The sequence below is a fragment of the Rheinheimera hassiensis genome, assembly GCF_022436675.1.
Lineage (GTDB): Bacteria > Pseudomonadota > Gammaproteobacteria > Enterobacterales > Alteromonadaceae > Alishewanella > Alishewanella hassiensis.
Genome location: NZ_JAKUJZ010000002.1, coordinates 23,053 through 38,787, shown reverse-complemented (window position 1 = coordinate 38,787; position 15,735 = coordinate 23,053). Strand labels below are relative to the sequence as shown.

Annotated in this window: 10 protein-coding genes; all 10 read right to left on the bottom strand. The window is 51.7% G+C overall.

The annotated features are described in order from the left end of the window. Positions 1–69 precede the first annotated feature (69 nt). The 10 genes from MJX74_RS03005 to MJX74_RS02960 all read right to left on the bottom strand — a co-directional run bounded on the left by MJX74_RS03005 (position 70) and on the right by MJX74_RS02960 (position 15,614). Positions 70–1,236 (bottom strand): glycoside hydrolase family 43 protein, encoded by a 1,167-nt coding sequence (locus MJX74_RS03005; RefSeq protein ID WP_240220796.1) that lies wholly within the window; start codon positions 1,234–1,236, stop codon positions 70–72. Positions 1,237–1,339: 103 nt separating this feature from the next. Next, entirely contained in the window at positions 1,340–3,367 is a 2,028-nt protein-coding gene (locus tag MJX74_RS03000) for a glycosyl hydrolase 115 family protein (RefSeq protein ID WP_240220795.1), read from the bottom strand. A 174-nt stretch (positions 3,368–3,541) separates the two neighbouring features. Beyond that, positions 3,542–5,026, bottom strand: coding sequence for a CehA/McbA family metallohydrolase domain-containing protein (locus MJX74_RS02995; protein ID WP_240220794.1), 1,485 nt, complete (start codon positions 5,024–5,026; stop codon positions 3,542–3,544). A gap of 41 nt (positions 5,027–5,067) precedes the next feature. Then, entirely contained in the window at positions 5,068–6,384 is a 1,317-nt protein-coding gene (locus MJX74_RS02990; RefSeq protein ID WP_240220793.1) for a sugar MFS transporter, read from the bottom strand. Further along, a complete protein-coding gene (gene nagA, locus MJX74_RS02985; protein WP_240220791.1) occupies positions 6,381–7,550 on the bottom strand; it encodes an N-acetylglucosamine-6-phosphate deacetylase in 1,170 nt (389 codons plus the stop codon). Before nagA ends, MJX74_RS02990 begins: the two co-directional genes overlap by 4 nt. Before the next feature lie 23 nt (positions 7,551–7,573). Next, on the bottom strand, positions 7,574–8,566 hold the full coding sequence (nagB-II, locus tag MJX74_RS02980; protein WP_240220789.1) for a glucosamine-6-phosphate deaminase NagB-II: 993 nt from the start codon (positions 8,564–8,566) through the stop codon (positions 7,574–7,576). After that, entirely contained in the window at positions 8,563–9,453 is an 891-nt protein-coding gene (locus MJX74_RS02975; protein WP_240220787.1) for a glucosamine kinase nucleotide-binding domain-containing protein, read from the bottom strand. Before MJX74_RS02975 ends, nagB-II begins: the two co-directional genes overlap by 4 nt. Before the next feature lie 32 nt (positions 9,454–9,485). After that, the gene (locus MJX74_RS02970) at positions 9,486–10,562 is read right to left on the bottom strand and encodes an acyltransferase family protein (RefSeq protein ID WP_240220785.1); all 1,077 of its coding nucleotides are present in this window, start codon (positions 10,560–10,562) and stop codon (positions 9,486–9,488) included. A gap of 13 nt (positions 10,563–10,575) precedes the next feature. Further along, positions 10,576–12,873: an alpha-N-acetylglucosaminidase gene (locus tag MJX74_RS02965; protein WP_240220783.1), complete on the bottom strand. Its 2,298-nt coding sequence runs from the start codon at positions 12,871–12,873 to the stop codon at positions 10,576–10,578. A gap of 80 nt (positions 12,874–12,953) precedes the next feature. Then, on the bottom strand, positions 12,954–15,614 hold the full coding sequence (locus MJX74_RS02960) for a TonB-dependent receptor (RefSeq protein ID WP_240220781.1): 2,661 nt from the start codon (positions 15,612–15,614) through the stop codon (positions 12,954–12,956). Positions 15,615–15,735 lie beyond the last annotated feature (121 nt).

Below are 15,735 nucleotides of genomic sequence, written 5' to 3'. Positions count from 1 at the left end.
GGGTTCCTTTTTGTATCATCTGAGCTGTGTCATCTAAGCTGTATCATCAGAATAGGGCTGTTAAACGCGCTATTTTTTAAACGTCCTGACAATAGGTTTAATAGTGCCATCTGCATTAAAGTACACTCTGTCCACGCACACTGATCTGCGGTAATTGCCACCTCCGGGAAGGTCGGCGCTGTGATAGGCCAGATAGGTGTTGCCGTTAAAATCAAACATCGCCGGGTGAATGGTGGTGGTGCCAGGTAGCGGTTCCATAATGATGCCCTGGTACTGCCAGGGCCCGGTTGCGGATGTGCTGGTGGCATAAGCAAGGCTTTCCGGAAAACCCGCTGCATAGACCAAATAATAGATACCGTGGTGCTTTGACAGGTAAGGCCCTTCTTCAAAATCAGGCAAGGTATCGACTGTATGAATTTTGACTTTGCTGGTATCGCGGTTTTGCATATTTCCAGCCGCATCCAGCGTGTAGCTTTCGCCTTTCAGATGGATTAAATCTGGCTCAAGCTCAACCCACCATAACTGCTTATTACCCCAATACAGGTAGGCTTTGCCATCATCATCAATAAAGACTGCAGGGTCGATATTGCGCCAGCTGTGCTCTTTATCTCTGGCGGTGTCTTCCAGCAAAATCATTGGCATGCCGCGGGGATCGGTAAAGGGCCCTGCAGGGCTGTCGGATACAGCCACGCCAATCGAAAAACCAAATTTGCCTTCAGTTTGGCCGCCTTCTACGGCGGCATAAAAATAATAGCGTGGCTTACCCGACGGATCTTTTTGCTGGATAACATGATGGGCGTAGGCGTTGCCGGTTTTTTGATCGCCTCTGGCCCACTTAAAATCAGAGTAGCGAAATACGGCGCCTTTATTTTGCCAGTTAACCATGTCTTTACTGGTCCATAGCCGGTAGTCGTACATGCGATAATCTTTGCCGTCGACTGACTGCTCGTCGTGCGTGCTATAAAGGTACACCGTGTCATCCAGCACCATAACGGCGGGATCTGCGGTATAGATAAACTCACCCACCTGGTTGGTCGGGTCTTTTGTATCGTATTTAATTACAGGGTTGTCAAAGCTTGCGGGGGCAACAGTTGTAGTATTGCTGTCAGCAGATTCTGCTATTTTTGCACTGCTGGCAAATGATGCCAACAGTGATATAACCAGGCTCAGATATACCACCAAAAACCGAGGCGCAAAGGGATTTCTACTGTTTCTAATACTTTTGGCGGTAAGCATTGCTGCGTATCCTTACAATCATCATGGGATACGCAACAGTGTGTATAAATTTTTCGCATAACGGAACGTTGATCCTGTTACGAATCCGTTTAATAGCTTTACCTTATTTGCTGCTGGCTTGCTGCATTGCTTTTGCTATAGCCGCCAGATCGGCCTCAGCCGGGAAGCCGTTATTTGGCCGGCGGTTGTCGGGGTGATACCAGCCTGCCCAGCGGGGGTCTTCATCGCCCTGCAACCGGCGCTGGTACAGCGTAGTTAACTGCTGCTGCGCCTGTTGTAATAAGCCCTGCCCCAACGCTTTAAACCAATCTGCCGGTGCCTGTATTTTTAGCTGTGCCAGTTGCAGTAACAGCTGGTTATATTGCAGTAAGTCCAGGTATAGCTGCAGCGGTAGCTGAATATGGTCGTAGTAGAACACATTATTACGCTGCAACAGTTTTTGCCCTTGTATTGCGTATTGCTGGCCTAACTGCAGCGCCTGAATACGCGGCTGGGTTGCTTCCAGCCACGGCAGAATATGCGCTGCTGTTACCTCAAAATGATGGCGGCCGGGTTGCTGTACCGGTTGGTTGGCCAAAAAGCCGTGCAGCACTTTAATTTGCCACAGAATTTCAACATAGCCGGTATGGCCGTTATGAGCCAGGTGCAACTGCTGCAATGCCTGCTGTGCATGCGGTGCGGCGGCATCACCAAAATAGCGGCTTAGCCATTGCTGGTAAAATTGCTCGCCATTAAAAGCACTACCCAAGCGGGCCGCTTCGGCATAGGCCTCTATATTAAGCAAAAATGGCCGGAAGGTTTGGCCGTTTACCATCATATAGCGGTCGGCCTGATGCTGCTGATACATGCGGCGCATTACCTCTTCAATACGTTGCGGGTATGGATCGGCGACATCATGGTTTAGCCAGAAACCGGCATGCACATAGGTGCCCATGGCGTGGCCTTTAGAGGAAGCCGGTAATTCTGCAAAATCGCCCCAGCCATCATCAGACCAGGCGACAATAAAATCTTTTGGTGGGTTAAATTTACCGTTAAACAGCGCCATACCATCGTGGTAGCAGGTACACACTTTAGTGGCGCCGGGTTTGTACTGGTCAATTAATTGCCCAAGCGCAGCATATACCTGATTAAATACCTCGGCTTTGTCTTCACCGCAACTGCTTTGGTAGGCCCAATCCCAAATCTGGTGACGCGGGCGCAGGGCGAAAATGTCGGCGTGTTTTATCGGCGTATGCTGCAAATAATAACGCCAGGTGCTTAGCCACTCGTCTTTATGCGACGACCAGCAGTTTGCTGCTTCTTCAGGCAGCGATCCCAGCTGTCGCCCCATCATCATATCAATTTGCAGTAGCATACCTTTGTCGTGAATGTAGTCGACCATCCGCTGCAAATAGGCGGTGTCCAGCTGGTAATCCGGGTAGCGGGCGGTATATTCCGGCCGCTGGTAAAACTCGATCCGCCCAAGCATATCGAACAGTTCAATGCCGTTGTAGCGCAGCCGTACCAGGCTGTCGATCATGGCGGTAAAGCTTTGCCAGTCGTATTGCAGGCTGTTGCCGCGAAAGTTGGCCAGCTCGTCAACATCGTTTTCAAAATACACCAGCAGCGGTACTACCGGCGGAGCAATTTGCTGCGTGGTCAGGGTTAGCAAGCTGCTAAACGGCACCGGTGCGGCTTTGCTGCCGGTCCAGTATGCCAGTGGATCTGCTCCCAAAAACTGCTGGCTAAAATCGTACACACTGTACTGGGTGCCTTGTACGTCGGCCCCCGCCAGCATAATTAGCGGTGTGGTACCGGGTTGCTGGTGCATTACCCCGCCACGGGCGCCTGAAATGTGCTGCAGCACACTGCGGCTGTGTTCATTTAGCAGCGGATGCGCCGCTAACAACTCTCGCTGGCCAATAATAATAGTTAAATCGGCAGCAGTATCCGGTTGCGGGCTAACGGTAACCTCTGCGCCCGGCACCACGGCCAGATCCTGCTGTAAATCAGTGGCAGCCAGTTGTATTGCCCTGGGCGAACCGGCCGGATATAAAATATGAATGTGTTTCAGATTGGGCTTTGCAGGTACAGCACCACAGGAGGCCAGACCCAACCATAAAATGCCAGCCAGTATTAGTCGCAAATTCATATTGTCGCTCCACAAAATAGATTTATGACGGATACGATAACCGCCGAAGCAGAAATCGGCTTGCTCTAAGCTAACCGTTGAAGCCCTGGATGGGCTGAATCGAGCCTACAGGGATGTATTTACGGCGTGTTAGCGTGAGCAAGGTGATTTCTGCTTACACAAAACTTCTTATGATTACAGCACTTTACTAACGTTGATAAACACCGGATTGCTGTAAAACCACAGATCATGCCAGGGGTTTTCGCCTTTTTCATCCGGCTGCGGTTCCAGCTCGTCGCGCTGATTAGTACCGCGCAGGCGCAGGTATTGATCGGCCGTTACCTTGCCAAGTGGCAGTTCCAATACGCTAAAGCCGTTTTGTTGTTGCCAGTCTTGCTGGTAAAAACGCTGCAATACCCGGGTAGTAGCGGTTTCATCGCTATTACGATCGGCGACCGGGCCGCTGATTTGGCCGATAATGGCATCAACCCGTGCCACCTGCGGGTTATCGCCGCCGGCGTTTAAGGTATCCGGGTCGCGAAAGCGTACCCGCAGTACCAGTTCATCCTGTGGCGTTACACTTAAGGTTTCACCCATACCGGCGCTGCGGTCTGAGCCTTTTACCGCCACTTCAACAAACAGGGCGTCAATTAAATCGCCGGTAACGGCAAATACACGCCCGGCTTTTAAATTGTCGAAGATGCTGTCGTAATTGTTATCGGCATACACATAGGTTTTGGCATATTCGCCAGGCCAAAAGTCAGCCCAGCCGTCAGTGTAGTGGCCATGACTGTCGGATACTGCGGTAACCCACCATTTGCGGCCTTCACTAAGCAGGCTGTCCCACACCCCACCTAAACGGGCAGTCATCTGATCGTAACCGCCCATGGTGGGATAACCGGGGTATTCACCGCGCACGCCGTCTGGCTTGATACTGCCGTCACGGTTAAATACGGCGGCCTGATGGCCTTCGGCGCCACTCATACCAATTACTACATCTGGTGCAGTGTCTTGCCAGTCTCGTAATTGCTTTGGCGTAACTTTATTATATTTGCGAAACCCGGTTGCCAGCCGGCCGGGGTGATTAGAAAGCAGCAACGGTTTGTCGGGCAACGCGTCCATCGCTTTTAACGCCAGCAGCATATAAGCGTCATCGGCTTTATCAGCCGACGGTGGCATGCCCTGGCGACCATTATATTTGCTTTCTATATCATACAGTTGCTGCGCTTCAGTTGGCCGCTTAGGCATAATAAAGGTGGCATGACGGCCGCCGGGGCTGTTGCCGGGTACGTCAAACTCCATGCCGTAAAATTGCAAAATATGCGGTAACGCTTTACGTGACGCCTGTAATTCAGGATAAGCCTGTTCCAGCGCCAGTTTGGCGCGGTTTGGCCCACCGTGATCGGTAATAACCATCCAGCTTAAACCATGATGCGCCGCCATCTGGGCATTAACCGGAATAGAATAAATAGCATCTCCGCCAATAATCGGCGTGGGTGGAAACACCGTGGTATCCCAGCGCACGCTGTAATGGGTGTGCACATGGTGATCGCCCGCCAGCCACTGCCGGGTGTCGATGATGTTGGCGGTGGCATCGCTTGCTTCGGTTACCAGCGGGCTGCTGTTACAACCGGCCAGTACAGCCATGCTCAGACCTAATGCACATACAGACAACTTCATTATTTACCTCTTTTACTTATTTATTGCGGCTTGCACTGTAGCTATATCGGTTTAGCTGCTGTGCGCTTACAGCCGTGCAGCGCATAATACAAAATCATCGCATAACAGGGTAAAAGTACCATGTAAGCGTTGATTGGTCCGGTTTGTTCAGACAGCACGCCGTAAATCAGCGGTAATGCTGCACCACCGGCAATACCCATAATCAACAAGGCTGAGCCTTTTGGGGTTAACGAGCCTAAGCCCGCTAACGCCAGTGGCCACACCGCCGGCCATACCAGCGCATTAGCCAGGCCCAATAACGCCACCAGGCTAACCGGATCTGGCAACAGCGGAATACCCGCCCAGCCCCACAGCACTGCAGCGATAGCCGTGCTTTGTACATCAGCCAGCAGAATACCCAACGACAATACCAGGCCCAAAGCGGCTGATGTTGCTAAAGCCTGACGCTGTGATAACAACCGTGGTACCAGTAATAAACCTAAACTGTAACCCAGCACCATAAATGCCAGCGTGTAAGAGGTTAGCGTAGTGGCGCCCGGTACTTTTAATGCCGACCCCAGCAAGCCGATAGTGTCACCGGCGATGACTTCAACGCCAACATAACAAAACAGCGTAATAACGCCCAGCACCAGATGGCGGTGCTGCCATACCGACGCATCGCCCTTGCCCTTGCCAGTGCTAACCGGTGCAGGCTCGGCGGGTAAATCAGGTAAGGCAGAAAAGCGCAGTGCCACCGCCAGCAGCAACATGGCCACAGCAATGCCGGCATAAGGCGTGATCAGCTGCAATGACAGCATTTCCAGCTGTTGCTGGCGCTGTGCTTCGTCCAGCAAGGCGAGGCTTTCAGCGGTGATATGCCCCAGATCCTGCAGCACCAGCCAGGTAAATACCAAAGGTGCCAGCACACCGGCACTTTTATTTAAAATACCCATTAGCGAAATACGCGCGGCGGCAGATTGCTCCGGCCCTACCCTGACCAGATAAGGGTTAGACGCAGTTTGCAATAAAGTAAGCCCCGAGCCCACGACAAATTGTGCCAGCAAAAACACACCAAATTGCTGGCTTAGCGCCGCCGGAATAAACAGCGCACAGCCCAGCGCTATCAGGCCAAGACCAATTGACATGGCATTTTTATAACCGGACCATATCAACACCCGCGCCATTGGCAGCGCCATTACCACGTAGGCAATATAAAAACTGAAAGCAATGAGTAAGGCTTCTACTTCACCCAACTGGCATACCAGTTGTAAAAACGGGATTAAAGCACCGTTTAGCCAGGTAATAAAACCAAACATAAAAAACAGCACACCGATAATAATAATCGGTTGCAGGCTGCCTGCGGCTTTGCTCTGCGTCATACAACTCTCCTGTTATTGTTATTAATTTGGCTGCCTTGTAGCCAGCACTGTTGTAACTGTAGATCTGCATTAAGCAGCACCATATTAGCCAGCGCGCCCTGTTGCAGGTAACCCATGTCAGTATGCAGGCCACACAAAACTGCCGGGTTGGTGCTAAGCGCTTTTAAACCGCTGCCAAGCGGCAATGCTAAATCATGGTGGTAGTGCCGTAGTGCCGTGTGCATGTCCAGCGCCGAGCCAGCCAGCGTGCCGTCGGGTAGTGTAAGCTTTAAGCCGTCGCGGCGAATTTCGGTATCATGATAGGCTAAGGTTTGTAGCTCACTGCCGGTATGTGCCATCGCATCGGTGACCAGGATCAGTTTGTCTTCACCTTTACATTGCGCAGCAATTCGGGCCGACAGCGGATGTACATGCAGATGATCGAGAATAAGACCACAATACACATCTTTGCTTGCCAATGCCGCTCCCACCATACCGGGTTCGCGGCTGGTAAGCGGCGACATAGCATTAAATAAATGGGTAAAACAGCGGGCTCCGGCGTCAATGGCTGCCAGCGCTTGTTCTGCCGTTGCGGCAGAATGGCCCAGGCTGACAATAACGCCTGCTGCACATAACGCACGAATTTGCGCTACCGGCACTGTTTCCGGTGCCAGTGTTACCATAACAATACCCAGATCTTTACGGCAAAACAGTGTCATCTCGGCATCAGACAGTGGCCGGATACACGCAGCCGGGTGAATACCCCGCCGGGCGGTTGAAAGGTGCGGGCCTTCAAAGTGAATACCTACTATCGTATGCCCGGTTTGTGGTAACAAAGCCGCCACCGCGTCGGCAGAGCGCTGCATTACCGGCAACTCATCGGTAATAACTGTAGGCAGCATAGCGGTAGTGCCAAACTGCAAATGCGCCTGGCTGATAGTGCGCAGTGCGGCAATATCCGGCTGCTGGTTAAATAAAACGCCCCCGCCGCCATTTACCTGAATGTCAAAAAAACCGGGGCAAAGCAGCCCCGGCAACTGTTGGCCGGATTGTGCCGGTTTAACCCCGGCCTGAATAGCGCTGATACGGCCATTTTGCCAGTCTAGCCGGACATCGTTAAGTTGCTGCCTGCCATCAAAGCACTGCGCCACATACAGGCTTTGTGCAGGGTTATTAGCCAAACTCATAATTTAACACTCACAATTATTACTCATAGTGTGATGGTCACTTTATTCAGCCCGGTTGGGGCATCCGGGTTTTTGCCCATCGCGACAGCAATGGCTTCAATATCCAGATAAAAGCGCTGCATCAGCAATAATGGCTGCAGGCGCGGGTGAATGCCCGGCAACGCAATTTGCAAAGTTACTACTTCACCACCGCGTTTTTTTACTTCGGTAATTTGCGTTTGATGCGCGCCGGCGCTTTCATCCTCAAGCGCCACATTTAACAAAGTCAGTGGCTGGTTTAGTAAGGATACCGGGCCGTGTAAAAACTCGGCGCTGCTAAAAGCTTCGGCCTGAATACCGCATACCTCTTTAATTTTAAGCGCAATTTCGCGGCTGATGGCATAACCGAAAGCCCGCCCCAACACCACACAATGCCGCAGTTGTTGCAGGTGCGGCAGTTGTAACTGCGCCGGTTGTGCCAGTACGCTTTGCAGCGCTTGCGGCAAGCTGGTTAATGCGCCAAGCAACGCGGCATCCTGCTTCCAGTGCGCAACCAGCTGTAATATCGCCGCCAGCGTACACAAATAACTTTTGGTTGCCGCTACGGCTTTTTCCGGCCCGGCCAGCAACGGCACTGCGTAGTCGGCCAGCGCTGCCAGCGGTGAGCTGATATCGTTTACCAACGCCACCACCAAAGCCCCGCTTTGTTTGGCGGCGCGGGCCTGTGCCAGTATGTCTTCACTGCGGCCAGACTGCGAGATAAGCAGCACCAGCGCGCGCTGTAACTTAAGCTGGCGCGAAAATAAACTGGCCACCGACGGCGCAGCGGCAGCCACCACCACCCCCAGCTCTACCTCAATCAGATAGCGGGCAAATACACCGGCATGATCAGAAGTACCACGGCCAACAATATAAACAAAGGCCGGATCAAAGCTGCGAATGCGCTCTGCCAGTTCTGCGTATAAGCTGCCGTTGCTGTCGATTTGCTGTTGAATACGTTGCCAGGTTTCTCTGGCTTCCTGCTGCATTAATGTCATGTTACTTTCTCCAAAAAATATTGCCGTGCCAGTGCTGTAGCACCCGCTTCCGGTGAGCCCCGCACCAGGCTAAGTTGCTGTTGTAATGCAGTAGGTAAAAGCGCAGCCAACTGCGGCGCCAGCCCGCCAATCATGGCAATGCGTGTTGCGCCGCTATCCTGCAGGCGTTGCAATAACGCCTGAATATAACCCAGCCCTCTGGCCAGAATATCGCTGGCATAGGGATCACCAGCCTGCTGCTGTTGCAATACCAACGGCGCCAGCTGGCCGTAATCTGCCGCTTTGTAACCTATACAGCAGCTGATCAGATCGGTATTGCTGCTTACCGCCAAACGACGGCAAATACTGCGCGTAAGCTCTGTTGCCGGTTGCAGGCCATCCAGCACGTCCAGCGTGGCGCACACGCCCTGCCAGCCAAGCCAGGCGCCGCTGCCACGATCGCCCAGCGGAAAGCCCTGCGCACTAAACAAGCATTGCTCGCCATTAACACTGGCAAAAGCCGCAGTACCGGTACCGGTAATTAAAATAGCGCCATCGTGCCCGCCATGGGCACCGGCACACGCAATATGTAAATCGGTAGTTACCTGCATGCTGGCAAAAGGGTGCTGCCAGTTTTGCATTTGCCGTTGTACCCGCGGTACATTTACCCCGGCCAGCCCCAGCACCACATGGCTTTGCGCTAACATGGCACTGGCGTAACCGGCTTGCTGCAGCACGCGCTGACAGGCGCTGAGTATCGAGTCGGTTGTCTGGACAAAGTCTGTCGCCGGGTTGGCCGGCCCTGCTACTGCTTCAGCCAGCAATTGGCCATTGGCATTTTCCAGCCGGGCTTTACATTTGCTGCCACCGCCATCAACCCCGATAAAAAGTGGTTCGCTTTGCTGCACTAAAATCTCCTCAGACTGCACTACTGATGTCATTAAATTTTTACGAAGATTTTGCGCTGATACATCCACCATACCGGCACGTAACACAAGGCCAGAAAGGCAAGTATCCAGAGCCCGGCACTGAAAAACCGGCTTAAGCCAAGTTGCTCTGCCAACTGTAAATAACTGCCATGTACCGACACACCTGCAATTTGCAGTTCCAGCAGTTTTTCCAGCGCGACATGCAGCACATAAGCCACAATGGCATTGGCGCCAAACACCAGTGAAATATGGCTGAACTTGCGGTATTGCTGTACATCGGTGTACCAAATCAGTAATGCCAGTACCATGCTGGCCATACCGCTGGTTACCAGAACAAAAGAACTGCTCCAGATTTGCTTAATCAGCGGAAACCACAAGCTCCACAGGCAACCGAGCAAAAAGCTGCTAAAACCCAGCACAAACAGCAGCATTACCAGTGTTGGTAACTGTTGTTTGTGCAACAGCACCAGCCGGCCCATAATGACGCCAAATAAACCGCTGGCAATGGCAGGATAAGTGCTGAGTATGCCTTCCGGATCCCAGCTGCCACGCCACAACATGCCAGGCAGAAATTGGCTGTCGAACCAGTTGATCAGGTTGGCATCACGCTGCAGTTGCCCGGCAGGCAGCCCAGGGGCTGGTACCAGTAAAATCAGCAGCCAATAACTCAGCAGAATAAACACCGTGATTTGCACCAGACGCTTAGTGCGGCAGTGCATCGACAGCAGCGAGCACACCAGATATACCAGCGCAATACGTTGCAGTACGCCAAGAATGCGCAGCTCGGCAAATTTCAGGTAAATCAGGTTAACAAAGATGCCAAGGCCAAACAGGATCAGGGTACGGCGCAAAATTTTTACCCGCGCAGCGCTTAGCTGCTCTGCGGTGCGCGCTACCGGTTGTAAACCGATAGCCACGGCCACACCGACAATGATCAGAAAAAACGGGAAAATAAAATCGGCAAAGGTAACGCCATCCCAGTAGGCATGGGAAAACTCACCATAGGTGTTCGGGCTGTTAACCATAATCATAAACAGAATGGTTAAACCACGGAATAAATCTAAAGCCAGCAAACGTTGTGATTGCATAGTGTATTCCTGCTTAAAGGTTTGACGGTGGCGCTTTACTGGCTTTCACCAGTTGCTGCAGTGCTTTTACTGCAGACACCACATCATCCGGTACTGCTGATGCAGGCGGTAACGGCTGATCCAGCCAGGCGTTTTCCCAGGCAATTAATTGCTGCTCCAGTGCGGCAGTATCCAGTGGCTTACCGCTTACTGCGGCCTGGCGCTGGGCATCGAAAAACACCTGCCAGCGCGGCAGATAAAAGTGCGCGTACATACCCTGCCAGGCTTTAGAGGCATAGTCTTTTAAGCTGCTGCCGCCCCAACTGGTTACCTGCTTGCGGGCATTGCGCTCATAAAACGCTGCCAATTCCGGCGTGTCTCCATAGGCGCGGGCATCATTAACCCAGCTGTAAAGCGTTTCCTGCTGGCCACCAATCAATGCATCCACCCCCAGTATCAGTTGCCCGGCCTGGCGGCGGAAATTATCGCCCTGCTCCACTTTGCCCTGCTGATACGCCAGCATGGTATGTTGGAGCAGCATATCAATATGTTGGGTAGTCGAATGGCGGGAAAAATCGACCAAATCATAGCGGAATAACGTCGTACTTTGCTCTTTCGCCGGCAGCGCGACCAATTGCTGCAATGCCTGATCCAGCATGGTTAAATCGCCCGGCGCACCGGTGTAACGCAGGTATTCGATAGATGGCCGTTTAAATAACAGATAAGCACCGGCCGAGCCTTCCCACCAGCGTGGCTCCCAATACTTAGTGCTGAGCGTAGATTTGTACAGTTTGTTCCAGGCCGACAATAGTGCCGGGCTGGTGCTGCCATAACGGGCATTCAGGTAATGTTGCAGCCATTCGCCGGTGGCAGTGGCCTGCCCCTGCCAGGCCACATCGAACATATATTCGTATGCCGACGATGTGCCGTGTATCCCCTCAGGGAAAACGCCGTAACCGGTCAGATTGCCTTTATCTTCATGCTGCAACACGCCGGACACTTTTTCACGGTAGTAGTCAAAATCGGCATATACCGGGTTGCTGCCGCCATAGTTATGGATAAAACCAAATACCCACTGCTTGTTGTAAAAGCCTTTGGCTTTTTGCCAGACATCGAAACGGTCATTACCGATATCGTGGATCATCATTTTGTCATCAGGTATCTTGCTTAAAAATGCTTCGATGGAGGGCAGATCCCAAAAATGCTGATCGGAGCCAAACATCCAGCCCTGCATAACCCAGGTGGCGTTGGGCACAACCTGCGCCAATGATTGGTAAAGTGCCTCGCCATAACCGGCCAGATCCTGATAGCGGTTATCGCTTGATACCGGCGGCAGCATTTCGTTAAAGGCATCCATCAGGTAGTACTGCTGCTCACCATATTCGGCGTTATAAAGCTCAATAAAGCGTTTGGCCACTTTGGCAAACAGCGGATCGGCAGGGTCCAGCCAATAGGTGGGTTTAGGAAAGCCACTCCAGGCTTTCATTTCAATAATTCTGGCGTCGGGGAACATTTTAACAAATTGCTCCGGCACATAACCGGAAAACGCCGGTACTACCGGTTTCATGTTGTAGCTGGTCATTTTTTGCAGGATCTGCTTTTGTAACTGGTGCTTTTTATCGATATAAGCCTGTGGCAACGGGCCTTCGTGGCCTTCAATATTGCCCATCCGCTGCCAGGGGGTAAACGCCGGGCCAGAGAAATAAGCGGCCAGATCTTCATCTGACACACCAAACTCACGCCACAGCTGCTGCCAGATATATTCCTGGCCTTCCATCGCTACCGGATTATTTACCCCGTGCAATGCCATCCAGTCCAGTTCCTGCTCCCAGCGATCCCAGCTCCACCACGGCGTGGTGTAACCATAAGCACAAACATTTAAGTAAGCGCGCTGTTGAAATAATGCTGTAACCCGCTCGGCCGGGTAATCGGCAAACTGCTGTGGCAACTGCACCCGGTTGCCCTCCCAGCTTACTGACATAGCGCCAATCTGGCGCAGATATTCATAAGTACCATAACTTAGCGCCGTTAACGCATTGGCACTGACATAAAGCTGGCCGCCGTGCGCCTCAACCTGATACCAATCTGGCTGCTCATCGTTAACCAGCGAAAAATGCACATGCGGTACAGCATGGCCTGCCACCCGCTCAAACAGTTGCCGCACTGGTTCAGCGCCTGCGCTGTTTGGTTGTTCTGCCACTGCGGTTTGCGCTTGCTCAACTGCCGGGCTGCAACCGCTTAACAGCGCACCTGCCAACAGACAGGATGCCAGTAGCTTGCGGCGAAACTGAGACAAATTTAGCGGCGATAAATTTAGCGGGGATAAATGCATGGGATGTCCTTTTATTATCATCGTTATAATGCACAACACAGCGCCTGCCCCAGGCGGCAGGCTGCTGTTTTTACGAAGTATTACAGGTTAAAGCTTACACCCAGATAGTAGCTGCGGCCGATAACACTGGTGGTTTGCCAGGCACGGGTTTGCTCATCGCGGTAGGCTTCTTCATCTTTACCGGTTACGTTAAGTGCGCCAAAACGCATCGACCACTGATCGCTGATGGTCCAGCCTAACAGCAAATCTACCTGATTACGGCCGTTTACCACCCGGCCTTCACGGGCAAAAAATGCATCGCTGCTGTCCTGAACATAAGGGCTACGATGGTTCAGTGCTACGCGGGCACTGAATTCCTCGTTTTCCCAGTAGGCGGTAATATTCCAGGTTTGCTCAGAGGAATTGCTCAGGGTAAAACCTTCGCTTTCGTCTACCAGAATGCGGGTATAGTTAGAACTTAAACCAAAACCGGCCACCGGTAACAGGTTATCCAGCCCCTGGTTCCAGCCAATTTCGTAGCCTTTTACCGTCAGCGTTGAGCTGTCGTTGTAAATGGCGGTGATGTCATAAATATTGCCGCTGTTGTCAACGCATTCTGAACCGGCCATACCCAGTGCTGTACCATTGTATTGCGCCGGACACACCAGCTCACTGACGGTGCCGTTTTTAATATCTTTCTGAAACAGGTTTACCGTTAACGAATCACCCTCGCTGTAATACCACTCCCAGCCTAAATCCAGCTGATTCGCCGTCAGAGCTTTTAGCTCTGGCTGGCCCAGGTTTACCGTGTAAGTGCGGCTGCCAACCGAGTTTGCCCCGGAGGTTTCCGACGGAGCTAATTGGGTGCTGGAGGTTAAAATGGGCCTTACCAATACCTTGGCAGCAGCCAGACGCACCTGCATATCATCGTTCAGTGCCAGCACAAAGTTAGCACTTGGCAGGAAGTTGTTGTAATCATAGCTTTGGGTAATTTCACCTATCGCCAGTTTAATTTCTTCGTTATCCGGGTGAGTGTCACCGGTCAGATAAGTGTTTACATCACGCTTGGTTTGCTCGTAACGGCCACCAAAATTGCCGCGCAGTGCCAAACCAAATACTTCGGTTTCAAAATTAGCCATCAGATAGGCCGAGGTAATTTGCCGCTCCATTGAATAGCTGGACTGAGCAGCAAACAATGTTGGTACTGTTACGCCTTCTGCCACCAGTGCATCACGGTAGGCCTGAATATTGGGTGCTATCCAGCTGTGCGGGATACTCATCTGGTTATCAAGAAAATCCGTTACCAGATAACCATACTCAGCCATCGACGGTAAATCTGCCGGATCGGCATCACCAATTGCAGCACGGTCGGTACGGTAAACTTCACGCTCCAGTGTTTCTTTACGGTATTTCACGCCGGTAGAAATACTGGTAAAACCGTGCCAATCCAGCAGACGGGTGGCATCAAACTGCACTGCGGTTTCGTCTGACTCCATCTGACGGCTGGCACCATTGGGGTATTCATTACGCGGCATTACCGCAGGATACAGCGCCGGATCGGCTAAGTTTTCAGCAACATTAAACACCACGTTCGACGGGTTCGAGATATCCAGCGTAGCCTGGGAAATTACCGTCGCTAATATCGCCGCTTCTTCATCATGTACCGCTTTGCCTGCGGTGTAATGCAGCACGCTGCTAAAGGCCCAGTCGTTCCAGTCGTAATCCAATTCAAGGGTGTAAGCCTCTGATTTTGCGTCTTTCTCTTCCAACTGGCGGTTATTTTCCGTGGTAAAGTTATTAATTTGGATCTGGTTATACACGCCATTTTCAGCAGCACCTAAACGGGTGATCTGGTTTTCATTGAACAAAAACACCTGCTGGTTCAGATCCTGTTTGGTGTCATCGCCGGCATACACGGCTGTAAATTTAGCTTCAAATTCGTTGCCGGGCCGCCACTGCAGGGTACCATTAAACAGCGTGCGGTCGGTTTCACGGTCAATGCGGCGATACCGTGGCCGGCGCGGCGTAACATCGTCCTGTGCATCAACGAACCAGCGGTCCATCCAGAGGTTATCTACCCGGTCGTCTAACTGCTGATACCCCATATTCAGCAACACACCCACGGTGTTATCGGCAAACTGGTCAATATAGGTAAAATTGGCTTTGGGTGTAACATCACCGCTGGGTGAAAATTCTGAATACTGGCCGTTGGCCGAGACCAGAATTTTTTGCTCTCTGAAAGACAAAGGCGAGGCGGTATCAATATTAATGGTGCCGGATAAACCGCCGGTGTCCATGTCAGCTGTAGGAGATTTGATTACCTCAATCAACGATGCCAGTTCAGTCTGAATAATGTCAAACCGAAAACCACTGGTAAAATCGGCGCTGGCCATTGTCTGGCCGTTCAGGGTGGTGCGTGCATATTGCGAACCCAGGCCACGCACACTGATTGTTGAGCCACGACCGTTTACGTTAGAAATTTGCACACCAGGAATACGCTGAATAGCTTCAGCAATGTTTTCGCTGGGGAATTTACCGATGTCTTCAGTAGTAATAGCATCAGTTACTTTGGTGTCCTGACGTTTAATATCTGCCGCCGCAACTAAACTGCCACGGAAAGTGACAGAAATAACTTCATAATTATCGTCGTCGGATGGTTTATCTTCTACTTGCTCCTGTGCCACCGCCGGAAATAATAACGACGCCAGAATCGATGCAATAACTGTTTTTTTACCTAATTTGTGCTGCTTCAACCTGTTCATACCTGCGCTCTCTCGTTGCTAATTATAGTTTGTTGAACGTTTTTCCTATGTTCCAGAGCTTACTGAGCGGTGATTTATTCATCACTCTGAGTTCAAATTAGCATCGCACTGTCAACGTTGT

What these genes read in the sequence shown, in the direction of transcription:
- MJX74_RS03000 (WP_240220795.1), bottom strand. Translation starts at nt 3,367, where the DNA reads ATGAATTTGCGACTAATACTGGCTGGCATTTTATGGTTGGGTCTGGCC.
- MJX74_RS02960 (WP_240220781.1), bottom strand. Translation starts at nt 15,614, where the DNA reads ATGAACAGGTTGAAGCAGCACAAATTAGGTAAAAAAACAGTTATTGCA.
- MJX74_RS02970 (WP_240220785.1), bottom strand. Translation starts at nt 10,562, where the DNA reads ATGCAATCACAACGTTTGCTGGCTTTAGATTTATTCCGTGGTTTAACC.
- nagA (WP_240220791.1), bottom strand. Translation starts at nt 7,550, where the DNA reads ATGAGTTTGGCTAATAACCCTGCACAAAGCCTGTATGTGGCGCAGTGC.
- MJX74_RS03005 (WP_240220796.1), bottom strand. Translation starts at nt 1,236, where the DNA reads ATGCTTACCGCCAAAAGTATTAGAAACAGTAGAAATCCCTTTGCGCCT.
- nagB-II (WP_240220789.1), bottom strand. Translation starts at nt 8,566, where the DNA reads ATGACATTAATGCAGCAGGAAGCCAGAGAAACCTGGCAACGTATTCAA.
- MJX74_RS02995 (WP_240220794.1), bottom strand. Translation starts at nt 5,026, where the DNA reads ATGAAGTTGTCTGTATGTGCATTAGGTCTGAGCATGGCTGTACTGGCC.
- MJX74_RS02965 (WP_240220783.1), bottom strand. Translation starts at nt 12,873, where the DNA reads ATGCATTTATCCCCGCTAAATTTATCGCCGCTAAATTTGTCTCAGTTT.
- MJX74_RS02990 (WP_240220793.1), bottom strand. Translation starts at nt 6,384, where the DNA reads ATGACGCAGAGCAAAGCCGCAGGCAGCCTGCAACCGATTATTATTATC.